The 24486-nt window shown below is 69.4% G+C and carries 25 protein-coding genes; 10 read left to right on the top strand and 15 right to left on the bottom strand.

Annotation, left to right across the window (positions count from 1 at the left end):
• Positions 1-197 precede the first annotated feature (197 nt).
• Together ACZ3HL_RS05000 and ACZ3HL_RS04995 are read right to left on the bottom strand one after the other, a co-directional pair.
• Complete coding sequence (locus ACZ3HL_RS05000) at positions 198-1034, bottom strand: hypothetical protein (protein WP_465528863.1); 837 nt, start codon at positions 1032-1034, stop codon at positions 198-200.
• Between the two features lie 120 nt (positions 1035-1154).
• Positions 1155-1397, bottom strand: a complete 243-nt coding sequence (locus tag ACZ3HL_RS04995) for a DUF3039 domain-containing protein (RefSeq protein WP_007033595.1) — start codon at positions 1395-1397, stop codon at positions 1155-1157.
• Positions 1398-1455: 58 nt separating this feature from the next.
• Here ACZ3HL_RS04995 and ACZ3HL_RS04990 point away from each other — a divergent pair, with 58 nt between their 5' ends.
• The 4 genes from ACZ3HL_RS04990 to ACZ3HL_RS04975 are packed head-to-tail and all read left to right on the top strand — an operon-like array spanning position 1456 to position 4702.
• Entirely contained in the window at positions 1456-2262 is an 807-nt protein-coding gene (locus ACZ3HL_RS04990; protein WP_465528861.1) for a sporulation protein, read from the top strand.
• The gene (locus ACZ3HL_RS04985) at positions 2262-2906 is read left to right on the top strand and encodes an HD domain-containing protein (RefSeq protein WP_465528859.1); all 645 of its coding nucleotides are present in this window, start codon (positions 2262-2264) and stop codon (positions 2904-2906) included. The genes ACZ3HL_RS04990 and ACZ3HL_RS04985 overlap by 1 nt, the downstream gene beginning before the upstream one ends.
• A 9-nt stretch (positions 2907-2915) precedes the next feature.
• Positions 2916-3833, top strand: coding sequence for a pseudouridine-5'-phosphate glycosidase (locus ACZ3HL_RS04980; RefSeq protein WP_465528857.1), 918 nt, complete (start codon positions 2916-2918; stop codon positions 3831-3833).
• Complete coding sequence (locus ACZ3HL_RS04975; RefSeq protein ID WP_465412164.1) at positions 3830-4702, top strand: carbohydrate kinase family protein; 873 nt, start codon at positions 3830-3832, stop codon at positions 4700-4702. Before ACZ3HL_RS04980 ends, ACZ3HL_RS04975 begins: the two co-directional genes overlap by 4 nt.
• A 306-nt stretch (positions 4703-5008) precedes the next feature.
• Here the strand turns inward: ACZ3HL_RS04975 and ACZ3HL_RS04970 are convergent, their stop codons facing one another.
• Entirely contained in the window at positions 5009-5362 is a 354-nt protein-coding gene (locus ACZ3HL_RS04970) for a DUF3099 domain-containing protein (RefSeq protein ID WP_126731478.1), read from the bottom strand.
• Between the two features lie 17 nt (positions 5363-5379).
• Complete coding sequence (locus ACZ3HL_RS04965; protein ID WP_465528855.1) at positions 5380-6645, bottom strand: amidohydrolase; 1266 nt, start codon at positions 6643-6645, stop codon at positions 5380-5382.
• A gap of 72 nt (positions 6646-6717) precedes the next feature.
• On the opposite strand from ACZ3HL_RS04965, the gene ACZ3HL_RS04960 reads away from it, so the two are divergent.
• The 4 genes from ACZ3HL_RS04960 to ACZ3HL_RS04945 all read left to right on the top strand — a co-directional run bounded on the left by ACZ3HL_RS04960 (position 6718) and on the right by ACZ3HL_RS04945 (position 11890).
• The gene (locus ACZ3HL_RS04960) at positions 6718-8214 is read left to right on the top strand and encodes a DUF7782 domain-containing protein (RefSeq protein ID WP_465528853.1); all 1497 of its coding nucleotides are present in this window, start codon (positions 6718-6720) and stop codon (positions 8212-8214) included.
• Positions 8214-8639, top strand: coding sequence for a D-aminoacyl-tRNA deacylase (dtd, locus tag ACZ3HL_RS04955; RefSeq protein WP_465412161.1), 426 nt, complete (start codon positions 8214-8216; stop codon positions 8637-8639). The genes ACZ3HL_RS04960 and dtd overlap by 1 nt, the downstream gene beginning before the upstream one ends.
• Positions 8640-8885: 246 nt before the next feature.
• Entirely contained in the window at positions 8886-9917 is a 1032-nt protein-coding gene (locus ACZ3HL_RS04950) for a sigma-70 family RNA polymerase sigma factor (protein WP_255632714.1), read from the top strand.
• 314 nt (positions 9918-10231) lie between these two features.
• Entirely contained in the window at positions 10232-11890 is a 1659-nt protein-coding gene (locus ACZ3HL_RS04945; RefSeq protein WP_465412160.1) for a fumarate hydratase, read from the top strand.
• Between the two features lie 67 nt (positions 11891-11957).
• Here the strand turns inward: ACZ3HL_RS04945 and ACZ3HL_RS04940 are convergent, their stop codons facing one another.
• The 9 genes from ACZ3HL_RS04940 to ACZ3HL_RS04900 all read right to left on the bottom strand — a co-directional run bounded on the left by ACZ3HL_RS04940 (position 11958) and on the right by ACZ3HL_RS04900 (position 19489).
• Positions 11958-12290, bottom strand: coding sequence for a hypothetical protein (locus tag ACZ3HL_RS04940; RefSeq protein WP_465412159.1), 333 nt, complete (start codon positions 12288-12290; stop codon positions 11958-11960).
• Positions 12291-12519: 229 nt separating this feature from the next.
• A complete protein-coding gene (locus ACZ3HL_RS04935; protein ID WP_465528851.1) occupies positions 12520-12996 on the bottom strand; it encodes a hypothetical protein in 477 nt (158 codons plus the stop codon).
• Between the two features lie 36 nt (positions 12997-13032).
• Entirely contained in the window at positions 13033-13830 is a 798-nt protein-coding gene (locus ACZ3HL_RS04930; protein WP_465412157.1) for an ABC transporter permease, read from the bottom strand.
• The gene (locus ACZ3HL_RS04925) at positions 13808-14665 is read right to left on the bottom strand and encodes a 2-aminoethylphosphonate ABC transporter permease subunit (RefSeq protein ID WP_465412156.1); all 858 of its coding nucleotides are present in this window, start codon (positions 14663-14665) and stop codon (positions 13808-13810) included. Before ACZ3HL_RS04925 ends, ACZ3HL_RS04930 begins: the two co-directional genes overlap by 23 nt.
• A complete protein-coding gene (locus ACZ3HL_RS04920; protein WP_465412155.1) occupies positions 14662-15717 on the bottom strand; it encodes an ABC transporter ATP-binding protein in 1056 nt (351 codons plus the stop codon). The genes ACZ3HL_RS04925 and ACZ3HL_RS04920 overlap by 4 nt, the downstream gene beginning before the upstream one ends.
• Entirely contained in the window at positions 15714-16733 is a 1020-nt protein-coding gene (locus ACZ3HL_RS04915) for a 2-aminoethylphosphonate ABC transporter substrate-binding protein (RefSeq protein WP_465528849.1), read from the bottom strand. Before ACZ3HL_RS04915 ends, ACZ3HL_RS04920 begins: the two co-directional genes overlap by 4 nt.
• A 4-nt stretch (positions 16734-16737) precedes the next feature.
• Positions 16738-17424, bottom strand: coding sequence for a phosphonatase-like hydrolase (locus ACZ3HL_RS04910; protein ID WP_465529115.1), 687 nt, complete (start codon positions 17422-17424; stop codon positions 16738-16740).
• Positions 17418-18530 carry a TIGR03364 family FAD-dependent oxidoreductase gene (locus ACZ3HL_RS04905; protein WP_465528847.1) on the bottom strand — a complete coding sequence of 371 codons (1113 nt, stop codon included), beginning with the start codon at positions 18528-18530 and terminating at the stop codon, positions 17418-17420. Before ACZ3HL_RS04905 ends, ACZ3HL_RS04910 begins: the two co-directional genes overlap by 7 nt.
• 182 nt (positions 18531-18712) lie before the next feature.
• Entirely contained in the window at positions 18713-19489 is a 777-nt protein-coding gene (locus ACZ3HL_RS04900) for a GntR family transcriptional regulator (protein WP_007033614.1), read from the bottom strand.
• A 348-nt stretch (positions 19490-19837) separates the two neighbouring features.
• On the opposite strand from ACZ3HL_RS04900, the gene ACZ3HL_RS04895 reads away from it, so the two are divergent.
• A complete protein-coding gene (locus tag ACZ3HL_RS04895; RefSeq protein ID WP_465412152.1) occupies positions 19838-20644 on the top strand; it encodes a S1 family peptidase in 807 nt (268 codons plus the stop codon).
• Positions 20645-20718: 74 nt separating this feature from the next.
• Here ACZ3HL_RS04895 and ACZ3HL_RS04890 read toward each other — a convergent pair whose 3' ends face one another.
• Together ACZ3HL_RS04890 and ACZ3HL_RS04885 are read right to left on the bottom strand one after the other, a co-directional pair.
• The gene (locus tag ACZ3HL_RS04890) at positions 20719-21825 is read right to left on the bottom strand and encodes an NAD(P)H-dependent flavin oxidoreductase (RefSeq protein ID WP_037343648.1); all 1107 of its coding nucleotides are present in this window, start codon (positions 21823-21825) and stop codon (positions 20719-20721) included.
• Positions 21826-22009: 184 nt separating this feature from the next.
• Positions 22010-23626 (bottom strand): acyl-CoA synthetase, encoded by a 1617-nt coding sequence (locus tag ACZ3HL_RS04885; protein ID WP_465412151.1) that lies wholly within the window; start codon positions 23624-23626, stop codon positions 22010-22012.
• A gap of 58 nt (positions 23627-23684) precedes the next feature.
• Between ACZ3HL_RS04885 and ACZ3HL_RS04880 the strand changes: the two genes are divergently transcribed.
• Positions 23685-24473, top strand: a complete 789-nt coding sequence (locus ACZ3HL_RS04880) for a crotonase/enoyl-CoA hydratase family protein (protein WP_465528845.1) — start codon at positions 23685-23687, stop codon at positions 24471-24473.
• Positions 24474-24486 lie beyond the last annotated feature (13 nt).

Below are 24486 nucleotides of genomic sequence, written 5' to 3'. Positions count from 1 at the left end.
GGCCTTCACGTACTTGTGAGCGCGAAGTCGGCGCCTCTCCAGTCGCAGCAGTCACTCGAGCAACATCGGTCACTGCCCACAGTGGAGGAATCTCGCCGAAGACGTAGCTGTTGCGAAAGCCACTTTCGCAACGTTGAAGGTTGCGAAAGTGGCTTTCGCAACGTCGGCGAGGCAGAGGTGGCGCGCTCGCGAGCCGCTCACGCCTTCCGGAACCGCCAAGTCTTGCTGTCGAAGGCCACGCACCACGACGGCGACAGCATGACGACCCGCAGCGTCCCGTCGGCGGCGACGTCGATGCCCTCGGTCTCGAAGTTCCCGCCGCAGATGCTCTTCAGCGGCAGCTGCCCCAGCGACGTGACCCGCCCGGTCACGTCCGACCCGGACAGCGCGCCGGAGAGGTCGACCTGCAACAGCGGCTTCGTGGTCCCGAACAGGGAGCCCTCGGGGTCGTCGGACGCGCACAGCAGCCTGGTCGCGGTGACGAAGTCGCAGCCCTGGATGTCCCGCACCGGCTTATCGAGCCGGATCGCGGACGCGTACGGCAGGTTCGCGGACGGGTTCGTGTGCGCGACGCCGGGCATCGGGTGCACGAGGAGCCGGTCCATCGTGCCCCACTCACCCGCCACCATCCAGCGCGCGTCGGGCGTCACGGCGGCGAACGAGTTGTTGTTCGCCTCCCACGACTCCAGCGTGTGCGTGTAGTTCGCCCAGGTGCCGTTGGGCGACTCGACGCGGAAGAGCTTCGCTCCCCTGTCGTCGCGCTGGTACGGCTCGACGTACCAGCCTTGGGCGGAGCCAGGGTCGCCGACGTGGTTCCAGCCCTGGGTCGACAGGCTCACGGGAACGGTCGCGATCCCGGTGTAGCGGTAGATCGTCCCGGACGGCCGTTCGATGGTGGCCAGGCCCTGGCCCTCGTCGAGCGGGCGGGCGTTGTCCGAGCCGAGGGTGGTCCAGCCTGTGACGGCTTGGGCGGCGGCGGGTGAGAACACCGCGACCAACGCGGCGATGGCGAGCACGATCCCGGTTCTACGCATGAAGGCTCCGTCCCGGCGGGTTTTCGCTGGCGCGTTCTGATTACCAGCGAAGACCGGGACGGGCAGCCGCCATGTGAAGGATTTTCAGATTTTGTCCGGTTTCGGACACCGGACGGACACTCAGTCGCCCGGCTTGAGGCCGTCGTAGATCTTCTTGCAGTCCGGGCAGACCGGCGAACCGGGCTTGGCCGACTTCGTCACCGGGAAGACCTCACCGCACAGCGCCACCACGTGCGTGCCCATGACCGCGCTTTCGGCGATCTTGTTCTTGCGCACGTAGTGGAACATCTTCGGCGAATCGTCGTCGGTGCCGTCGGTGCCCTCGGGACGGGTATCCGGCTTCGGAAGGGTCTGTGTACTCACCCCTCCATAATGCCCCAAATCCTCCTGCGCACACCGACGACCTGGCAGGATCTCGCCCATGTTCCAGAAGGTGCTCGCGACATTCGGGTCGGGCGGGGCGAAGATCGACGCCCGGCTGCTCGACCGCACGGTCTCCCCTGGCCGCCCGTTGCGCGGCGAGGTCCTGCTGCTCGGCGGCGAAGTCGATCAAGAGATCAACGGCCTCTCGGTGAAACTGCTCGCCAGGGTCACCCTCCCGGGCGAACGCCGCCCCGGCGTCGAGGACCTCGAGTTCGGCACCCAGCAGCTGGCGGGCAGCGAGCGGATCGGGCCGGGACAGCAGGTCCGCATCCCGTTCGAGGTGGCCCTGCCCTGGGAGACGCCGATCTCCAGCGTCTTCGGCAAACCGCTGAACGGGATGGCCGTCGGCCTGCAGACCTGCCTCGACATCGCGAACTCCGTGACCGACCCGGCCGACGTCGACGGCGCCGCGATCGAGCCGCTGCCCGCGCAGAAACGGATCCTGGACGCCTTCAGCCGGATCGGCTTCGTCTTCCGCGAGGCCGTGCTCGAACGCGGCCGGATCGACGGCGCGAACCAGCAGCTCCCGTTCTTCCAGGAGATCCGCTTCACCCCTTCGCCGCGGTTCGCGCCCGCCTTCACCTCGGTGGCGGTGACCTTCCTGTCCTCGCCGTCGGAAACTCAGGTCGTGCTGGAGGTGACCAAACGGGTCCGGGTGTCCAAGAGTGGCGGATTCGGCGGACGCGGGCAGGAGTTCCTCGGCCTATTCAAGGTCGACCACGCCGCGTTGGACCGGGTGAAATGGGAGCCGCAGCTCGAAGGCTGGCTGCACGAGGTGGCCAAATCGCGCGGGATCTTCGACTGATGGAGTGGCCCACCGCGATCACCCGGCTCGGCGGCGACCACCAGATCGCCGCCGTCGCGTGGAACGACCTCCAGGCCCGCTACGCCGAACCACATCGGCGCTACCACGATCTCCGGCATGTCACGGCCGTCGCCCACGACAGCGGCGACCTCGCCGTCGCCTTCGGTCTCGGCGCCCGCGAACGGGCCCTCGTCGCCGTCGCGGCGTGGACCCACGATGTCGTCTACGACGCCCGTCCCGGCGAGGACGAACAGGCGAGCGCCGCCTGGACACGCGACGAACTCACCAACGCCGGCGTCCCCGAGGCGGATGTCGAGCGTGCCGAACAGCTGGTCCTGAGCACGATCCACCACGCCGCCCCGGACGACGACCTCCTCGCCACGGCGCTGCTCGACGCCGACCTCGCCATCCTCGGTGCCCCGCCGGCGCGCTACGAGGAGTACGCGAACGGTGTCCGAGAGGAGTACTCGATCTACTCCGACGAGGACTGGCGGGCGGGCCGCGCGGCGGTGCTGGAGAGCCTGCTGGCCAGGCCGCGGCTGTACCGCAGTGACATCGCGCGGGCACGCTGGGAGAGCAAGGCACGCGGCAACCTCGCGAACGAACTGACCCGATGGCGTGACGCGGACCCACATCACCGATGATGTTCGTTCGTGACTCCGCAACTGTCCCTTCACGAAGAGGTCGCCTCCGCCCTCGCCGGCGGTGACCCCGTCGTCGCGCTGGAGAGCACCATCCTCTCCCACGGTCTCCCGCCCGGCCGCAACCTCGACGTCGCCCGGCGGCTGGAGAAGGTCGTGCGCGACGGCGGCGCCGTCCCCGCGACCATCGCCGTCCTCGACGGCGTCCCGCTGATCGGCCTCACCGGCGAGCAGCTGGAGCGGGTCTGCGCGCCCGGCGCGGATCTGGACAAGCTCTCCCTGCGCGACATCGGCGCGGCCGTCGGCCTCGGCCGCTCCGGCGCGACGACGGTCGCCAGCACCGCGGCGCTGGCCGCCGCGGCCGGGATCGGCATGTTCGCCACCGGCGGGATGGGCGGCGTGCACCAGGGCGCGGCGCAGAGCTGGGACGTCTCGGCGGATCTCGGCGTGCTCGCGAAGGTGCCGACCACGGTCGTCTGCTCCGGCGTGAAGTCGGTGCTCGACATCGCCGCGACGCTCGAAGTACTGGAGACCAACTCCGTACCGGTGCTGGGTTACCGCACCGGTGAGTTCCCCGCGTTCTACCTCCGCTCGTCCGGCTTCGAGGTACCGTGGCGGGTCGACGACGCCGCGCAGGCCGCCTCGGTCATCGCCGCCCACCGGGCGCACGCGGATTCCGGTGTCCTGCTGGCGAATCCGATCCCGGAAGCGTCCGAAATGGACAAAGAGCTGCACGACCGGTTGCTTGCCGAAGGACTGGGACTCCTCAAGTCGCGTGGCGTGCACGGGAAGGACGTCACGCCCGTGCTGCTGGAGTACTTCCACACCGCCAGCGAAGGCGTGAGCCTGGACGCGAACGAGGCGCTGGTGCTGTCCAACGCCGAGCTGGCCGCCGAAGTGGCCGTCGCGCTCGCCGGGATCGCGGCGTGAGCGGCATCGTCGTCGTGGGCGACGTCGGCCTCGACGTGGTCGCGCGGCACGAAGGCCCCATCCCGCACGGTGGCGACATCCGCGCGAAGGTCCACTTCACCAGCGGCGGCGCGGGTGCGAACACCGCGCTGTGGCTGCGGGCCGAGGGCACGGAGACCACGCTGGTCGCGCGGATCGGCGACGACTCCGGCGGCCGCATGGTGAAGAGCGAACTGGAGGCGGCGGGCGTCCGCTGCGAGTTCGCGGTGGACCCTGGCGAACCGACGTTCTGTGTCGTGGTGCTCGTCGACGGCGCCGGTGAGCGAAGCATGCTCGCCGACCGGGCAGCCAACGCGAAGTTCAGTCCCGAGGACGTCACCGAGGCGGCGCTGAGCGGGGCGAGCCATCTGCATCTCTCGGGCTACGTCCTGCTGTACCCGTCGTCACGGCCGGCCGCGCTCGCGGCGCTGGCGGCGGCGAAGAAGGCCGGGCTGACGACGTCGGTCGACCCACAGGCGGCGACGCTGATCACCGATCCCGCGGCCTTCCTCGACGACGTGCGCGGCGTCGACCTGCTGATGCCGAACACCAGCGAACTGGTCGCGCTGACCGGGTCGAGCGAACCCGAGGCGGCGAAGGAACTGCTGGACTACGTCGGCGAGGTCGTGGTCACCGCCGGTCTCGACGGCGCCAGCTGGATCGACGCGAGCGGCACCATCACCTCGGTGCCGTCGCAGCCCGCGGAGTGCGTCGACTCCACCGGTGCCGGTGACGCGTTCGACGCCGGTGTGCTGGCGGCTTGGCTGCGCGGCGAGTCCACCGTGGAGGTGCTCCGGGCCGGGACGCGGCTGGGTGCCCGCGCGGTTTCGAAGGTCGGGCCGCAGCCGTAGTCACGCGCCTCGTGAGTGGTAAGGACGGTTCTAACCGTCCTTACCACTCACGAGACTTCACCGGCGATGTCACGTGACTGGATGGACGACACGCGTGATCCGGCGGACGACTCGCGGCGGAACCCCGGCCGGGCGGTCGTGTCGTCCATCCAGTCACGCGTGTCGTCCGTCTGATCACGCGTGTCGTCCCTCCCGTCACGTGTGTCGTCCGGTCAGTCACGCGAAACCCCGCTCGCGCACCGGCGGTAGGTACCTAAAGCCACCCTTGGCGCTAACGTCCTCACCACTCACGAGGCGCGAAACGGGTCAGCCGCCGTCGATGACGCGGTGACCGGAGCTTTCGATGCGGGTCGGTTCGGCCTGGTACCGGTTGACCTTCTCGCTCTTGCGCGGCGGCCGGTCGTTGGCGATCAGGACGGCGACCCAGGGCAGCGGGATCGAGATCGCGATCAGTGCCAGCGCCAGCCACCAGGTCTCGTAGAAGATCCCGGCGAGGATGAGACACGGGATGCGGAACGACATCATGATGATGTACTTCCGCTTCCGTTTGGCCAGCTGGTCTTCGTAGGACGGGGCGGCTTCGGTGATCAGCACCGGAGCGGGTTCCCTCGGTTCGGGACCGTGGGCGGGCGCGTTCACAGCACCACCTCCGGCTTCCATGTTCCCACTCGCCGGGCTCATCCGACACCCGGGTGGGTGAGCCGGTGCAGAGCCGCGACCACGAGCGTCTCGACGCCGGCCGAAAGCGTCGGATGCGGGATCGGCGCGAAGAGCGGCGAATGGTTCGACGGGATGTCCTGTTCGAAGCGCCCGGCGGTCATCGCGGCGATCACCTTGCCCTCGTCCATCCCGCCGACCAGCCAGAACACCGAGGGGACACCGGCCGCGCGGCCGAACTCGCTGAAGTCCTCACTGCCGGTGACCAGCGGCGCGGGCATCACCCGGCTCTCGCCGAAGTGGTCGCGGAAGGCGGCGGTGAGCCCCTCGGTGGCCGCGTCGTCGTTCTCGGTGACCGGGAACGATCCGATCCGCTCGATCTCCGGCGGTTTCGGCGCGCCCGCGGTGGCCGCCTCGCCCTGGACGATCCGCTCGACCGCCGCGACGACCTTCTCCCGCACGGCCTGGTCGAACGACCGGATGTTGACCTCGAGGACGGCGTGGTCGGCGATGATGTTGTGCGCGGTGCCGACGTGCAGCGACCCGACGGTCACCACCGCCGACTCGGTCGCCGAGATCTCCCGCGACACGATGGTCTGGAGCTTGAGCACCACGGACGCGGCGAGCACGGCGGGATCCACCGTGGTCTCGGGGCGCGAGCCGTGCCCGCCGCGGCCGTGCAGGGTGACGCGGAGGGCGTCGGTGGCGGCCATGATCACGCCCGGCCTGGTCAGCACCCAGCCCGCCGGACCGGGCACGACGTGCTGGCCGAGCACGACGTCGGGTTCGCCGGCGGGTCCGAAGACCCCGTCGCGGACCATGCCGATGGCGCCGTCGCCCGCCTCCTCCCCCGGCTGGAACACGACCATGAGCGTGCCGGACCAGTGCTCGCGACCGGACGCGAGCAGCGAGGCGGCACCGGAGAGCCAGGTGGCGTGCATGTCGTGGCCGCAAGCGTGCATGACCGGGACTTCGCGGCCCTCGGCGTCGACCCCGCGCGCGGTGCTCGCGTACGGCAGCCCGGTCTTCTCCTCGACCGGCAGCGCGTCGATGTCGGCGCGCAGCATCACCTTCAGGCCCGGCCCGTTGCGCAGCACGCCCAGGACGCCGGTGCGCCCGATGCCGGTGTGCACCTCGTAGCCGTCGGCCTCCAGGCGCTTGGCCAGTTCGGCGGCGGTGCGGGTTTCGGCGAACGACAGCTCCGGATGCCGGTGGAGGTCGGTGTACAGGTCTTCCAATCCGGGCAGCGCCGCCTGCAGCGGTGCCAGGACACTCTCGAGGCTCACGACGTCATCCTGGCAGTATTACTCATCGTGAGCAGATGCCCCGTCGAACCCGATCCGTCGCAATTACCCACCGTGAGCACACGAGCGGCCCTCCCCGACCTGTCCGACGACGTCTGCGCGAGGCTCCGGGACGCCTTCCGCCGGACGGGTTACGACACCGACGGCGTGGTCGGCGCCCTCGGCTCCGCGCACGCCGCCCTCGGCCGCGGCGAACCGGAGCTCGCCTACCGCGCGACCCGCGACGCGGGGGAACTCGGCACGCTGATCCGGCTGTTCCTGCTGGGCTCGACCGAACCGGAGAAGGACGTCGAGGCCGCTTTCGCGCCACTGTCTCTCGATGACGCGGTCGCCGCCACGCTGCTCGTGCCCGCCGCCGACGGCTACCGGGCCGGTCTCGACGTCCGCCCGCACGGCGACGACGAGGGCTCGTGGTGGGTCGTTTCGGATCTCGACGCCGACGTCCTCGGCCAGACCGTGCCCGAAGACCACGTGCTCGGCGTCGGGCACGCCTCGCTCAGCCTGATCCGGGCCACCAGCCGTCGCGAGGTCGGCAGCCTGCTCGATGTGGGCACCGGCAACGGCGTCCAGGCGCTGCACGCCACCCGGCACGCGAAGAAGGTCACCGCGACCGACGTCTCGGCCCGCGCGCTGGCGCTGGCCGCGGCGACGTTCCGGCTCAACGAACTGGACGTCGAACTCGTCCGGGGTGAATGGTTCGCGCCGGTCGCGCGGCGCCGGTTCGACCAGATCGTGTGCAATCCGCCGTTCGTGGTCGGCCCGCCGCGCGTCGACTACACCTACCGTGACTCCGGTCTCGCGGGCGACGACGCCAGCGCGCTCGTGGTGCGGCAGCTGCCCGGGTTCCTCAACGACGGCGGCACCGGTCAGCTGCTGGCGTCCTGGTTGCACGTGAAGGGCGAGGACTGGGGCGATCGGGTGACCCGCTGGCTGCCCGCCGAGACCGACGCGTGGTTCGTCCAGCGGGACATCGCGGACCCGGGGCTCTACGTCGGCACCTGGTTGCGTGACGCGGGCATCGACCCCCGTTCCCCCGAAGGCCGCGCGAAATCCGGGGCGTGGCTCGACTGGTTCGCCGAAAACGACGTCCAGGGCATCGGTTTCGGCTTCGTCACCCTCCGGCGGGCGGACGGCGCGACCCCGGCGATCGTGTGCGAGGACCTGCGCCAGGCCTACGACGATCCGCTGGGCGCCGAGGCCGCGAACTGGCTGGACCGGGTGGAATGGCTTCGCACCAACGGTGATTCGCTCCTCGATGTCCGTTTCCGGGTGCCCGGAACCGTGCTTCTGGAGAGCGTCGCCGAGCCGGGCGAGGAGGGCTGGGCCACGACCGTCCAGCGGCTGCACCGCACCGACGGTCCCGGTTGGTCGCACGAAGTGGACGAGCTCGCGACACGGCTGCTCGCCGGTTGCCAGGGCGCGCTTCCCCTGGAGGATCTGATCGTGCTCCTGGCGGCCGCTCAGGGACTCGAACCGGAGGAACTGGCCGAGGCCGCGCTGCCCGTTGTCCGGGAACTGGTCCGGCACGGCATGCTCCTCCCGGCCGTCTGATGCGGGCGGTGGTGGCGCGGGTCACGGAAGCGAGCGTGACCGTCGGCGACGAGGTGACCGGCGCCCTCGACGAGCCGGGTTTGCTGGTGCTGCTGGGAATCCATGTCGACGACGACGCGTCGAAAGTGCCGACGATGGCACGCAAACTGCACGAAGCTCGCATACTTCGCGACGAGGAGTCCTGCGCCACCACCGGCGCACCCCTGCTCGTCGTAAGCCAGTTCACTCTTTATGGCGACACCCGCAAAGGCCGCCGTCCGTCCTGGACGGCGGCCGCCCGGCCCGAGGTCGCCGAACCCCTCGTGACGGCCGTCGTCGACGCGCTGCGCGAACGCGGCGCACGGGTCGAAACCGGCCGCTTCGGGGCCATGATGGCGGTCCGGAGCGTGAACGACGGTCCGTTCACCCTCCTCATAGAGGTCTAGACCACGTTTCCTTCTCCCCGGCACGGGCATTCTCAGGAAAAGCTCAGGGTTGGTGGAGCAACGCCCCAGGTCAGCCGCCCGTCTCCTCTGTAGCGGCCGGGAACGTTTTCGGACCTCCCGGCGTTGAGCCAAGTGTCCAGCCAAGCTGGGCCGAGGAGGAGTAGCGGGTTTTCCACAGGGCCTGCTACGCCGAGACGGACCCGGCGGACGACCGCAGCACGTTCAGCCCGTGACCGGGGAGGCAGAATGTCAGTCCAGACTCTCGAACGCGAAGCGCGCGGGATTCGCGAGCGCCGTATCCCGGCGCAATCCACCCAGGAGCCGGTGAGCACGGGGGCGCTCACCGACGCCGACCTCGACGCCCAGAGCCCGGCCGCGGACCTCGTTCGCGTGTACCTCAACGGAATCGGCAAGACGGCGCTGCTGTCCGCCGCCGACGAGGTCGAGCTGGCCAAGCGCATCGAAGCGGGCGTGTTCGCCCAGCACATGCTCGACACGGCCGAGGGCCTCACGCCGAAGCGGCGTTCGGAGATGTCCGCCCTCGTGCGTGACGGCCACGTCGCGAAGAACCACCTGCTGGAGGCCAACCTCCGTCTCGTGGTCTCGCTCGCGAAGCGGTACACCGGCCGGGGGATGCCGCTGCTCGACCTGATCCAGGAGGGGAACCTGGGTCTCATCCGCGCGGTGGAGAAGTTCGACTACTCCAAGGGGTTCAAGTTCTCGACCTACGCCACCTGGTGGATCCGCCAGGCCATCACCAGGGGGATGGCCGACCAGGGGCGCACCATCCGGCTGCCGGTCCACCTGGTGGAACAGGTGAACAAGCTGGCCCGCATCAAACGCGACCTGCACCAGCAGCTCGGCCGGGACGCCACCCACGAGGAGCTGGCCGCCGAATCGGGTATCCCGGCGCACAAGATCTCCGACCTGCTCGACCACTCGCGTGACCCGGTGAGCCTCGACATGCCGGTCGGCACCGAGGAGGACGCCCCGCTCGGTGACTTCATCGAGGACTCCGAGGCGACCGACGCCGAGAGCGCCGTGATCTCCGGTCTGCTCCAGGACGACCTGCGCCGCGTGCTCGCGACGCTGGACGACCGCGAGTCCCAGGTGATCCGCCTGCGCTACGGCCTCGACGACGGCCAGCCGCGCACGCTCGACCAGATCGGCAAGCACTTCGGGCTTTCCCGTGAGCGCGTTCGGCAGATCGAGCGAGAGGTCATGTCGAAGCTGCGTCAGGGTGAGCGGGCGGACCGCCTGCGCGCCTACGCTTCGTAATGGTCGTTGAGCCGTTTCGGCTCGGAAAAGCAACACCCGTTCGGCAGCGTTGACTTATGACCTGCGTCACGAGACCGTCGAGCAGGTAATAAGTCTTCGCGGTCGGGTGTTCGCGCCCGGATCGCTTTCCCTGGGAGGTCGGGTCCGTCGGGGTGGGCCCGGCCTCCCGAACTCTTTGTCCGGTGCGGCGGCAAATGCAGAGTGCAAGGCGGGAATTGCATTCCGCTTGCCTTCGCGCCGGACGTGCCGCCGGTCACTCGGGGCCCGCCTAGTACCGTGGGCGGGTTCCCGATGCCGGCAAAGGAGCCCGCGCAGTGGCGCCCACCACGTTCCAGCACACCGAAGTCCTCCCCCTCGCGAAGGACACCCGCACCGAGTACCGGCTGATCGGCACCGAAGGCGTCGAGGTCGTCGAAGCCGCGGGCCGGAAGTTCCTCAAGGTCGAGCCCGAGGCGCTGACCAGGCTCGCCAAGACCGCGATCACCGACATCCAGCACCTGTTGCGCTCGTCACACCTGGCGCAGCTGCGGGCGATCGTCGACGACCCCGAGGCCAGCGGCAACGACCGGTTCGTCGCGATGGACCTGCTGCGCAACGCGGCGATCTCCGCCGGCGGCGTCCTCCCGATGTGCCAGGACACCGGCACCGCGATCGTGATCGGCAAACGCGGCGAGGGCGTGCTCACCGGCGCCGACGACGAGCGTGCGCTGTCCCGCGGTATTTTCGACGCCTATCAGGAGTTGAATCTGCGCTATTCGCAGATGGCGCCGGTGAATTTCTGGGATGAGCGCAATACGGGCACCAACTTGCCCGCGCAGATCGAGCTCTATCACAAAGATGGCGAGGGCGACCCGAGCTATGAATTCCTGTTCATGGCCAAGGGCGGCGGCAGCGCGAACAAGACGTTCCTCTATCAGGAAACGAAAGCCGTCCTGAACCCGAAGCGGCTCGCGAAGTTCCTCGACGAGAAGCTGCGCAGCCTCGGCACCGCGGCCTGCCCGCCGTACCACCTCGCGATCGTCGTCGGCGGCACCTCGGCGGAGTTCAACCTGAAGGTCGCGAAGCTCGCTTCCGCGCGTTACCTCGACGACCTGCCCACCGAGGGTTCCGAGCTGGGCCACGGGTTCCGTGACGTCGACCTCGAACAGCAGGTGCTGGAGATGACGCGCCAGTTCGGCATCGGCGCGCAGTTCGGCGGCAAGTACTTCTGCCACGACGTCCGGGTGATCCGCCTGCCGCGCCACGGCGCGTCCTGCCCGGTCGGTGTCGCCGTCTCGTGCTCGGCCGACCGCCAGGCGAAGGCGAAGATCACCGCCGACGGCGTGTTTCTCGAGCAGCTCGAACGCGACCCGGCGCGGTTCCTGCCGGACGTCACCGAGGACGACCTGTCCGACGAGGTGGTGACCGTCGACCTCAACCGGCCGATGGCCGAGATCCGCGCGCAGCTCTCGCAACTGCCGGTGAAGACCCGCCTCTCGCTGACCGGTCCGCTCGTCGTCGCCCGCGACATCGCGCACGCGAAGATCGCCGAGCGGCTCGACGCGGGTGAAGAGATGCCTCAGTACCTTCGCGACCACCCCGTGTACTACGCGGGCCCGGCGAAGACGCCCGAGGGTTACGCGTCGGGCTCCTTCGGGCCGACCACCGCGGGCCGCATGGACTCCTACGTCGAGCAGTTCCAGGCCGCGGGCGGTTCGCTGGTGATGCTGGCGAAGGGCAACCGGTCCAAGAAGGTGACCGCCGCGTGCAACGAGCACGGCGGGTTCTACCTCGGCTCGATCGGCGGCCCGGCCGCGCGGCTCGCGCAGGACTGCATCAAGAAGGTCGACGTCCTCGAGTACGCCGAACTGGGGATGGAAGCGGTCTGGAAGATCGAGGTCGAGGACTTCCCCGCGTTCATCGTCATCGACGACAAGGGCAACGACTTCTTCGAGGCCACCTCGGAACCGGTGCTGCAGATCAGCTTCCGCTGAGATCCGTGAAGGCCTCCTTCACTACCTTCAGGGTAGGGAAGGAGGCCTTCACGGCGTTCCGGGTCCGTCAGCGCATTTGCTTCAGGACCACGGTCCGCTCCCCCAGTGGCGCCGACAGCGTCACCGAGAGCACCGGATGCCGGATGTCCATCGTGCACATCTGGCCGGTCTGGCCCTTCAGTTCGGTCAGGTTGACGGTGACCCTGGTCCCGTCCTGCTGCGCGGCCTCCGCCGTCGCGTGCCCGCAGCCGCCTTCCTGGCCGCGGATGTTCAGGATCGTCCCGCCGTTGCTGGTATACACCTCACGCGGGTAGTCCGCGGGCAGCGCCGAAGCGTCGAGCTGCTTGTCCGGCAGCCTGGTGCTGCCTTCCGGAACCTCCTGGCGAGGCGCGCCCGGCACACCCGGCTGGCTGCCCGGCGCGGGGGCCGGCGAGGAAGACGGAGGCGCGGTCGAGGACGGCGGAACGGTACTCAGGGTGCCGCTCCCGGGTCCGGCCGCGGGCTCCGCTGCCTGGTTCTGCGCCCCGCAAGCGGATACCGCAACGACGATCAGGCCAAGGCCGATGACATTCGTTAAGTACCTCATGTGGCTAGGACGGGACGAGGCCGCTCGGGGGTTGCACATGATCTCAACCCGCTTCCAGGACCACGGTCCGCGTCCCGAGCGGCTCGGCCAGTTTCACCGGCAGGACGGCGTAGCGGATGACCTGCGGGCACATCTGCCCCGGATCGCCGTGGTCGATCTTCAGCTTGACCACGACCCGCTGCGCGTTCTCCTCGGCCAGGTTCGCGGTCGCCTCGTCGCAGCCGCTCAGTTCGACGTGCACGTTCAGGCCGCCGTTCTCGGCGCTGACCTGTGCGGGCACCTTGGCGTCGACCTGGGACGGCGGCAGCATCTTGTCCGAGGGCGGCGGCCCGACGGTCGGCCGCGACATCGGCGGTTTCGCTCCCGGCGGGCTCGCCGGGAGCGAGGTGGGCAGATCCGAGGGTGTGGTGACGACCGGAGGGGTACTCGTGTTCGCCGGTGCTCCGGGGCCGCCCGCGCCGCAGGCCGCCGTCGCGGCGAGCACGAGCCCCGCGCCCAGCGTCTTCGCTGCGTTCATCATGGTTTCAGGACGGAATGCACCGCACCGAGGGTTGCATCAGCGCTGGGCCGCGCGGCCGCGGACCAGGCCGAGGATCACCACCCCGGCGAGGGTGACGGCCAGCAGCAGCACGGTGCTCGCCGACGCCAGGAACACCTGTCCCCGGTCCGTGAGCGCGAAAATGCTCGCGGGCAACGTGCGCCAGTCCGGTGGGTACAGCATCATCGTCGCGCCCAGTTCGCCCATCGACATCGCCAGCGCGAGACTCGCCGACGCCGAGATCGACGGCAGCAGGACCGGCAGGCGCACCCGCAGCAGGACCCGGACCGGCGAAGCGCCGAGACTCGCCGCCGCCTGCGCCAGCAGCGGGTCCATCCGCGCGATGGCGGCGGAGACCGTGCTGTAAGAGAACGGCAGCAGGATCATCACGTGACCCAGTAGCACGATCCAGCGCGTGCCGTTGAAGGCGAGCGGCGGACGGCTGAACGCGACCAGCAGCGCGAGCCCCAGCACCACCGACGGCACGGCGATCGGCAGGTGGAACAGGGTGTCGACGGCTTTCCGCAGCTTGGACGGCGCGGACTGCGCGGCGAGCGCGGCCCACGTCCCCAGCAGTACCGACACCAGCGACGTGATGACACCGGTCTGGATGCTCACCGAGAGACTCGCGAACGTCTCCCCGGACAGCGCCTGCGCGAAATGCGAACCGGTGAGCGCGCCCGGCAGCAGTCCCGTCCAGTTCCCGGCGACCGACGCCAGCGCGATCATCAGCAGCGGCGCCAGCACGATCGCGGTGAACAGCACCGCGAACACCGCCCACAGCAGGACGCGGCTACGCCTGGTCCACAGCAGCACGACTGCCTCCCTTCGTCAGGCGCCGGTAGGTTCCGTACAGGGCGAGGGAGAACACGACGTTGACCACCGCGATGACACAGGCCTGCGGGAAGTCGAAGGTGACGATTCCCTTGCCGTAGACCAGCATCGGCAGCGTCGTGACGTCCTTGGCGCCGAGGAACAGCACGATGCCGAACTCGTTCATCGCCAGCAGCATGGTCAGGCAGGCACCGGAAGCCAGTGACGGCAAGGCTTCCGGCAGGATGACCCGACGCAGGACGCGGCCGGGTTTCGCGCCGAGGCTGGCCGCGACCTCCATCTGCGCCGACGAGACCTGCCCGAACGCGGCGAGCGCCGGCCGCATCACGAACGGCGTGTAGAAGGTGATCTCGGCCAGCAGGATCCCGAACGGCGAGTACAGGAACCCGCCCGCGCCCAGGATCCCGGCGCTGCCGTAGATGAAGGTGAACGCCAGCGCGATGAGGAACGACGGGAACGCGAGCACGGTGTCCACCAGCCGCGAAAGCGTCCGCGCGCCGGGGAACGGCACGAACGCGATCACCAGCGCGAGGAACGTCCCCAGCACCACGCAGCCCGCGGTGGCGCCGAGCGCGAGCGCGACGGTCTTCCAGGCGGCGTCCCGGAATTCCGCCGAGCCCAGGACGTCCAGCCAGACCGACAAGCCGAACTCGCCGGTCTTCGATTCCAGGGACTGGAGAACGACCAGTACGAGCGGATAGCCGAAGAAGCCGAGCAGGACGAGCACCGGCGGCAGCAGGAACCAGCCGCGTCCGGGCTGTTTCTCCCGCCGCCGCGCCGGTGCCGCCGCCGTGGTGGCGAGCGCGAGGCCGGTCATCCGACGCCCACCAGCGGGCAACCGTCCGGAATGGACACTCCGACCCGCTCCCCCACACTCGGCAGTCCCGCGATGTCCGGCACTTCGGCGCGGACCTCGTTCCCATCGAGTTCCAGATCGAGCCGGAAGCCCGTGCCCCGCCACTGAACCCCGCGCAGGACCGCGGGCAGCGCGCCGGGGGTGTCCACCGCGGTGATCCCGACCCGGTGGGGCCGGACGCCGAGCGCGACGGCTTGTCCCGCCCGGAACGTCCCCGACGGGTCGGCGGCCAGCTCGCGGTCGCCGAGCCGGACCCTGGTCCCGTCGGGGTGGATCAGCTCGACCGGGATGAGGTTGGACGCGCCGAGGAAGCTCGCGGTGAACTCCGTCGAGGGACGCTGGTAGAGCTCGCGGCTCGGGCCGAGTTCGACCAGCTTCGAGTCGCGCATGACGGCGATCCGGTCGGCCAGCGCCAGCGCCTCGCCCTGGTCGTGGGTGACGTAGATCAGCGTGGTGTCGGGGAGTTCGGCACGCAGCCGCAGCAGTTCCGCGACCATGTCCTCCCGCAGGGCGGCGTCCAAAGCGGACAGTGGTTCGTCGAGCAGCAGCACCCGCGGCCGGATCGCCAGTGCCCGCGCGAGCGCGACGCGCTGTTGCTGCCCGCCCGAAAGCTCACGCGGGTAGCGGCGGGCGTACTGGCCCATCCCGACCAGCTCCAGCGCCTCGGCGACCCTGCTCGCCGTCTCGGCGCGAGGCGTTTTCCGCGCCTTGAGGCCGAAAGCGACGTTGGCTTCGACGCGCATGTGCGGGAACAGCGCGTAGCTCTGCACGACGACGCCGAGGCCGCGCCGGTGCGGCGGCAGCTCGGTGACGTCCTCACCGTCGAGCAGGACCCGGCCGGTGCTCGGCACGACGAAACCCGCGAGCGCCTTCAAGGCCGTGGACTTGCCGGAGCCGGACGGCCCGAGCATCGCCAGCGTCTCCCCTCTCGCCACGGTGAGATCCAGTGGCGAGAGGGCGGTCGTCCGGCCGAAGCGGACGGAGACCCCGCGGAATTCGACCGCCGGGGTCATCGGCCCACGGCCTTCTTGTACGCGGCGAGGTCGGCGTCGAGCTTCGCGAGGACGGCGTCCCAATCCGGCTGCCAGATCTCGACGCCGTCGAGGGCGGCCTTCACCTTGTCCGCCCGCGGGCCGGACGGCGTGACGTCGGTCCGCGACGGGGCACCGAAGGCGTCGACGACCTTGCCCTGCACCTCGGACGAGAGCAGGAAGTCCAGGAACTTCTTGGCGTTCTCGGCGTGCGGCGCGTTGTTCACCAGGCCCGCGTAGTACGGGAGGGCGAAGGTGGAGCGCTTGCCTTGCGCGTCGGCCGGGAAGAAGACCTCGAAACCGCCGCTCTTCTCGATCGCGGCGAGGTTCATCTGGACGTCGCCGTTGGCCACCAGGATCTCGGCCTTGGCCACCTTCGGCTGCAGCTTGCCGGTGGAGGACGACGGGCCGACGTTGTTGGCTTCGAGCCTCGCGAGGTAGTCGAGCGCGCCCTGGTCACCGAGGACGTGCTGGAGTTGCAGCAGGACCGCGGTGCCGTCGCCCGCCTCACCGGGGGTCGAGTACTGGAGCTTGCCCTTGAGCGACGGGGACAGGAGGTCGTCCCAGGTCTTGGGCGCGACCTGCGGATTGCGGATGAAGCTGAGGTAGTTGTTCATGATCGCGAAGTAGCGGCCCTGGCCGTCCTTCTGCCCGGCGGGGACCTGGTCGATCCCGGCGGGCGCCGAGGCGGCGAGCAGCCCCTGCGACGCGGCCCGCTGGATGAACGGCGGCAGCGTGACCAGGATGTCGGCCTGGGTGTTGGCCTTCTCCTTCTCCACCCGGGAGGCGACTTCACCCGATCCGGCGGTCACCGCCTGGACGGTGATCCCGGTCTTGGCCTTGAATTCCTCGAAGCGCTGGGCGTACCAGTCTTCGAGACCGTCCACTGTGTACAGCGTGACGGTCTGGTCCCCGGACGCGCCGCCTGCGGTTCCGCCGCAGGCGGCCAGGGTGAGGGCAAGCAGCCCGGCGAGGGCGGTGGCCGCGAGTTTCTTCATGTCGTCAAAGCTCCTTGGGGAACAGCAGGGCGGGAAGGTCGCGGACGGATTCGAGGACGTGGGTGGCGCCGGCGGCTTCGAACTCCGGCCTCTTCGCGGATCCGGTGAGCACGCCGGCGACGATCGAGGCACCGGACCGCAGCCCGGTCAGGACGTCCGAAGCGGTGTCACCGGCGACGGCGATGCGGCGGACGTCGGTGATTTCGAGCCGCAGCGCGGCGGTGAGGACGAGGTCGGGGAACGGGCGGCCGCGCACTCCCTCGCCCGGCGCCAGCACCGCGTCGGCGAGGCCGTGCCAGCCCAGCGCGTCCAGGATCGCGTTCTGCGTGGCAGGCGCGAAGCCGGTGGTGAGCGCGACCTTCACCCCTTGGGCGCGCAGTTCCTGGATCGTCTGCTCGGCACCGGGGATCGGCTCGCAGTGGCCGTCGGCGACGAGTTTCTCGTATGCCTCCTGGAAGGCGTTGTTCGCGCGCTGGGCGCGTTCCTCGTCTCCGTCGAGCAGCGCGCGGAAGACGACGATCTTGGACTGTCCCATCGTTTCGACCACGTAGTCGAGCATTCCGGGGAAACGGCTGTCCTCTTCGGACACTCCGGCGGCGGCGATCGCCGCGGTGAAGGCGCGGATCACCAGGCCGTCGTCGGCGACGGTGGTCCCGGCCATGTCCAGGACGACGAGTTCGGTGTTCACCAGGAGAGCTCCTCTGCGGTGTCTTCGGCGATGGCGGGGGAACAGGTCATCCCCCGCCCACCCGGTCCGGTGACGAGCCACGCGTTGTCCGCGACGCGGGCGCGATGCACGATCCGGGTGGTGTCGGTGGTCTGGGCGTAGACCCCGGCCCAGCGGCGGGCGATCCGCGGGAGCGGCCGTCCGAGCAGCGCGCCGGCGACCTCGGCCAGATGGTCGTACGGGTCTTCGGTGGTGTCGAACGAGAACGGCTCGTCGTATTCGTGGGTGTCGCCGATGGTCAGCGAGCCGTCGAGGCGCTGGACCATGAGCAACTGCATCTTGTGGGCCGCGGCGATCTCGCCCTGCGGCTGGCCCGCGTTGAGCCCGTCGAGCGCCTCGCCGCGGTAGGCCGGGTAGTACCGGAAGCTGTCCGCGTCGGCGACCGTGGTGGTGAGGGTTTCACCGAGTGGCTCGGTCTGGGCCATCTGCAGCCGCACCCGGCGGACCGGGGTCGCTCCGGCGAGCTCCTTGACCAGGCCGCCGGTCCAGGCGCCGGTGCACAGCACCACGACGTCGCCTTCGTGGGTCTCCCCTGTGTCGTCGACGACGCCGCGCTCGGTCAGGTCGCGGATCTCGCGGCCGGGCACCCAGGTGTAGCGGCCGGATTTCGCCAGTTCGGCGCGCAGGACGGGCTGGGCGACGCGCGGTTCGACGGCGGCGTCGCGGTCACACCAGAGCGCGCCGAGGAAGTCGCCGCGCAGGGCCGGGTTCAGCTCGCGGGCCTCGGCGGCGTCGAGCAGCTTGAAGCCGCGGTCCTCCGTGCTCGCGGCCGCGGCCGCGGCGACGGCGAGTTCGGCCTCCGTGCGGACGACGGTGAGTGAGCCGTTCGGCCGGAAGCCGATCCCCTCGACCCGTTCCCCGATGCGCTCCCACAGCACTCGCGCCCTGGCGGCCGTCTCCAGTTCGGGGCCACTGGCGCGGCCGCCGACCCAGACCAGGCCGAAGTTGCGCACCGACGCGCCCCTGGCCTCGGGTTCCCGTTCGATCTGGACGACGTCGTGGCCGCGTTCGACGGCCTGCCAGGCGTGCTGAGTGCCGAGCACTCCGCCGCCGATGATGAGGATTCGCACACCGCAGACGCTCGCCTGCGCGCACCAACGCTCCGTGACCCCCGCCCTAACCGCAGGTGAAGTGCCACCGAAATGTGGACCAGACCTGTTATCTTTGCGTTACACTACCCCGCGTTTCGTCCTCTGGATGCGGTCGTTGAATCCGCAAATATCGCGTTCAGAGGACTAACTGCGGCAGTCGGCTACTCCACGCGGCCCAGTCGGGTCTCGAAGGAGAGCCGGTCGCCGCGGAACAGCGACCGGACGCGCTCGAACGGGATGCCGTCCGGCCCCCACGAGGTCCGGTGCATCAGCAGCATCGGCAGCGCCGGATTGGTCCCGATCAGCAGGGCCTCGCGGGGCGTGGCGAGCACGGTCTCGACCCGCTCCTCGGCTCCGTCGAAGACGACCCCGAGCCGTTCCCGCAGACAGGCGTAGAGCGACTGTGTGGGATCGAACACATCCATCAGTGTCGGGAATCGCGCGGCGGTGAGATAGGTCGATTCCAGCCCGACCCGCTCGTCGTCGGCGAGCAGCACCCGTTCGATGTGGATGACGTCGTCTTCGGGATCGATTTCCAGTTCCGAAGCGAGCGACGGACCCGCTTCCCGGCGTTCCAAAGAGATCAGATTCCGGCCCGGCTGAATGCCCTGCCTCCTGAGTCCTTCGGTGTAACTCACCAAGGCGAGCGGCTGGACGAGCTTGGGGCCCGCGACGTACGTGCCGCTCCCCTGCCGCCTGCTCAGCCGCCCTTCGAGCACGAGTTCACCGACGGCCTGGCGCACCGTCGCGCGGGAAACCTCGAATCGTTCGGACAGTTCTCTTTCGGTGGGAAGTACCGCTCCTTGCCCTAATTCCGAGATCACGTCGAGTAGATCGACTTTGACCGCGTAATAGCGGGGAATGCGGCCGTGTTCGGGAATTCCGTCGCGAACCGGGCCGTCGGCGGGTGGATGAAGTCTTGGCGAACGCGCTTTCACGATCCAGATCCTAGGCCCGTTTCCCCATGCCTGTACTGACCCGAACGAAGTGTTCACGCCACGCTCACACTCGTGGCCGAAACGGGCACCTCGTTCGGCGGATCGGGCAGGGTGACCGGGCGATCAGCCTTCCGGCGGTTCCGGCGCCCACCCGTCCAGGAGTAGTGGCGATGGGTGCCCCGGGCCACGCCATTCGTCGGCGAACGGGCGCGGGCGTCCGTTAATCACCACCATCGGCCGAAAGATCCGAAGAAAGTTGGTTGTCCCGGCGTATGCCCACCTGCTGTAGTCAGTTGGCCGCAGTCAGTCTCCCTGCCTCCACTGTGGACAGCCGGAAGGAATGAACCCTTGGACATCAAGCGTCGGTTCAGCCTGCTCAAAAAGACCCTGATCGCCGTCGCGGCGGCCGGAACCCTGGCGGGTCTCGCCACCGCTCCACAAGCCGCGGCCGCCCAGCCGCCGTCCACCGACGTGGTCGGCGGGACCCGGGCCGCTCAGGGTGAATTCCCTTGGATGGTAAGGCTTTCCATGGGCTGCGGCGGTGCGCTCTACACCCCGCAGATCGTGCTGACGGCCGCGCACTGCGTGTCGCGGACCGGGGCCAACACGGGTATCACGGCCACCCTCGGCGTCGTGGACCTGCAGAGCACGGCGGCCAAGAAGGTCAAGTCGACCTACGTGTACCGGTCGCCGACCTACCCCACCTCCACCGGCGGTGACTGGGCGCTGATCAAGCTCGCCAGCCCGGTCAGCGGCATCCCGACGCTGCCGATCGCCACCAGCACCGCCTACAACAGCGGCACGTTCACCGTCGCCGGCTGGGGCGCCGCGACCGAAGGCGGGGCGCAGCAGCGCTACCTGCTCAAGGCCAACGTGCCCTTCGTCTCCGACTCGACCTGCAAGGCTCAGGGCGGCAGCTACGCCGACCTGATCGACAGCGCCGAGATCTGCGCGGGCAACGTCAACTCCGGTGGCGTCGACACCTGCCAGGGCGACTCGGGCGGCCCGATGTTCCGTCGCGACAGCGCCGGGGGCTGGATCCAGGTCGGCATCACCAGCTGGGGCGAGGGGTGCGCGCGGGCGCACGCTCCCGGCGTCTACACCGAGGTGAGCACCTTCGCGACCGCGATCAAGAACGCGGCCGCCGGCCTCTAGTTCCCACCCGCACGGCATGCCTGCCTCGTGAGTGGTAAGGACGGTTCTAACCGTCCTTACCACTCACGAGTCTTTCAGCGGGTCTTGTCCAAACGCGACAGTGTCTCTTCGTATCCCGACACCAGCTCCGCGATCACGTCGGCGACCGGACGCACCCGGTCCATCCGCCCGACGATCTGCCCCACCGGCATCGACACCACGCTCGGATCCGCCGCGTGGTGGATCCGGTTGTGCGCGTGGGAGACCAACAGGTTCTGCAGCGGCATCGGCAGCGGTTCGGGCGCGTCGGGCGCGGCCCAGGCCTCGGTCCACCGCGTCTTGAGCAGCCGCGCCGGTTTGCCGGTGTAGATCCGCGTCCGGACGGTGTCGGACGAACCCGCCGCGACGAGCGCGCGCTGCATCGCTTCGGACTCCCCCATGGTCTGGAGGTATTCCTCGGTGGCGAGCCAGAAGGAACCCATCCACACCCCGGACGCGCCCAGCGCGAGCGCCGCCGCGACCTGCCTGCCCGAGCCGATCCCGCCGGCGGCGAGCACCGGGACGCGGTCGCCGACGGCGTCCACCACCTCGGGCAGCAGCACCATCGACGCGATCTCGCCGGTGTGCCCGCCCGCCTCGTAGCCTTGCGCCACAACGATGTCGACGCCGTTGTCGACATGCCGCACGGCGTGTTCGGCCTTGCCCGCCAAGGCCGCGACCGGCACACCCTTCGCGTGACACTGCTCGATGACGTCCACCGGCGGTGACCCCAGCGCGTTGGCGATCAACCGGATGGGGTGTTTCAGCGCGACCTCGACATGGGACCGGGCGACCGAATGCAGCCACCCCAGCACTCCCGCGCGTTCGTCGGTGTCGTCCGGCAGCGGCGGCACCGCGAGGTCGCGCAGGGTCCGCTCCACGAAGTCGCGATGCTCCTGTGGGATGTGCTTCGCGAGGTCGATCGACGTCCCTTCGGCCGGAATCTTGGCCGGCATCACGATGTCGACGCCGTAGGGCTTCCCGCCGGTGTTCTCGTCCATCCAGGACAGGACGGCGTCGAGCTCGGCGGCGTCGTTGAACCGCACGCAGCCCAGCACGCCGAGACCACCCGCCCGGCTGATCGCCGCGGCGACGTGCTCGGACGGGGTGAACCCGACGATCGGCAGATCGATCCCGAGCCGGTCGCACAGAGACGTCCGCATGAAACTCCTTCGATGCCGGTTGGTGAACCCGCGTCCGCGATCGACGTCGGCAGGACGCCGATCGCCATCAGCCTCACCGCTGCGGAGAGGGCGTCCTGCCACCGCGATAGCGGTGGCTTCGGCCGGGTGGGTTCACGCGTCTGGTCGCCTTTCCTGAATTCTTCAGCTCCGCCGCCGACGGGTGCTACGCCGGTTGAATGCTGATGGGCTCGTGCTCGGCGGCGTAGCGCTGCGCCCACGGGTAGTCCGGTTTCCCGCTGGGCGACCGCCCGATCTCCTCGGCGAGCCAGAGACTGCGCGGCACCTTGTATCCGGCGATCTCGGTCCGCACGTGTGCTTCGAGGGCGGCGAAATCGAGCTCCTTGCCGGCGCGCGGCTGGATCACCGCGGCCACCCGCTGGCCGAGCCGGTCGTCGGGGATGCCGATGACGAGCGCGTCGAAGACGTCCGGATGCGATTTGAGCGCGCCCTCGACCTCCTCCGGGTACACCTTCTCGCCGCCGGTGTTCACGCATTGCGACCCCCGGCCGAGCAGGGTCACCGTGAGGTCTTCCTCGTAACGCGCGTAATCACCCGGGACGACGTACCGCTTGCCGTCGACCTCGACGAAGATCTTCTCGGTCTTCGCGGGATCCTTGTAGTACCCGAGCGGGACGTGCCCGCGCCGGGCGATCAGGCCGATCGCGCCCGGTTTCGGCTCGACGAGCGCGCCGTCGTCGTCCACCAGGATCGCGTCCTTGCCGAAGTTGACCCGGGGACCGGCGGAGTGATCGCTGTCCTTGCTGACCATGCCGATACCGGTGAACCCGCTTTCGGACGACCCGATCGCGTCGGTGATCACCACGTGCGGGAGCAGGGACAGGAATTCCTGCTTCACCGATTGGGAGAACAGGGCGGCGTGACTCGACACCGCCACGATCGACGAAGCGTCGTAGTCGCCCTCGCGATACGCGTCGATCAGCGGCCGCGCCATCGCGTCGCCGACGATGGTGAGCACCTGGACCTTGTTGTCCTGCACGGCTTTCCAGACTTCGTGCGCGTCGAACCGCGGGACGAACACGACCGGGCTGCCGGTGAACAGCGCGCCGAACGCGGCCCACTGCGCGGCGCCGTGGATCAGCGGCGCGGCCGGGAGCCGGACCAGGCTGCCCGACTTGCCCTGTTCGGCGAGCGTCCATTCGTCCGGGACGTACTCGCCGGTGACGAAGTTGATGCCGCCACCGAGCGCCCGCCAGATGTCTTCGTGGCGCCACAGGACGCCCTTGGGATACCCGGTGGTGCCGCCGGTGTAGAGGATGTAGATGTCGTCGGCGCTGCGCTCGGCGAAATCCCGTTCGGGGGAGCCTTCGGCCAGCGCGGCTTCGTAGTCCACACCACCGTAGGACGAGTAGTCGCCGTCGCTTCCGTCTTCGACAACGACAACGTGTTTCAGTTTCGGGGTTTCCGGCAGGACGGCTGCCACCTTGTCCGAATACTGGCGCTCGTGGACGAGCGCCACGAGGTCGGCGTTGTCGAACAGGTACCGCAGTTCGCCGTGGACGTAGCGGTAGTTGACGTTGACCGCGATCGCGCGCAGCTTGTACGCGGCGATCATCGATTCCAGGGCCTCGATCGAGTTCCGGGAATAGACACCGATGTGGGATCCGGGTCCCACGCCGTGTGCGGCGAGATGGTGCGCCAGCCGGTTGGCGCGCTCTTCCAGTTCGGCGAAGGTGACCCGCCGATCGCCGCAGACGACCGCGATGCGCTCCGGCACGGCGTCGACGGCGTGCTCGAGTAGATCCGCGATGTTGAGTGCCACTTCCTCAAAGTAGAACATGTTATCGTTCTGGGCAATGGCCGGTCCTTGGGAGGTTTTGGTGGGCGAACCGCACGCGCTGGTGGAAAAGATCGAACACACCCTCGTGGTCACGATGAACCGGCCGGAGGCCCGCAACGCGCTCAGCGGCGAGATGCTCGGGATCATGGTCGAGGCGTGGAACCGGGTCGACGAGGACGACGACATCCGGTGCTGCGTGCTCACCGGCGCGGGCGGCGCGTTCTGCGCGGGCGCGGATCTGAAGTCGATGTCGAAGAACTCGCCGTCGGACTCGTTCGAGAAGGGCACGTTCGATCCCAGCCGGATCGAGGGCCTGCTCAAGGGCCGCCGGCTCACGAAGCCGCTGATCGCCGCCGTCGAAGGCGCCGCGATCGCCGGCGGCACGGAGATCCTGCAAGGTACGGACATCCGCGTCGCGGGTGAGAGCGCGAAGTTCGGCGTGTCCGAGGCCCGGTGGAGCCTGTTCCCCATGGGCGGTTCGGCCGTGCGGCTCCCCCGCCAGATCCCGTACACCGTCGCCGCCGACCTGCTGCTGACCGGACGGCATATCAAGGCGAGCGAGGCGCTGGAGATCGGTCTGATCGGCCACGTCGTCCCGGACGGGAAGGCCCTGGACAAGGCCATGGAGCTGGCCGGCCTGATCGCGGCGAACGGTCCGCTGGCGGTCCGCGCCATCCTCAAGACCATGCGGGACACCGAGGGCATGCACGAGGAAGAGGCGTTCAAGCTCGACGCCCAGTACGGCATCGGGGTCTTCGCGAGCGAAGACGCGAAGGAAGGCCCCCGCGCCTTCGCCGAGAAGCGCAAGCCCGTCTTCCGGGGCCGCTGACCCCCGCATTTAG

It is taken from the genome of Amycolatopsis sp. NPDC000009 (assembly GCF_055563465.1).
This window is presented reverse-complemented; position numbering and strand designations above follow the sequence as displayed.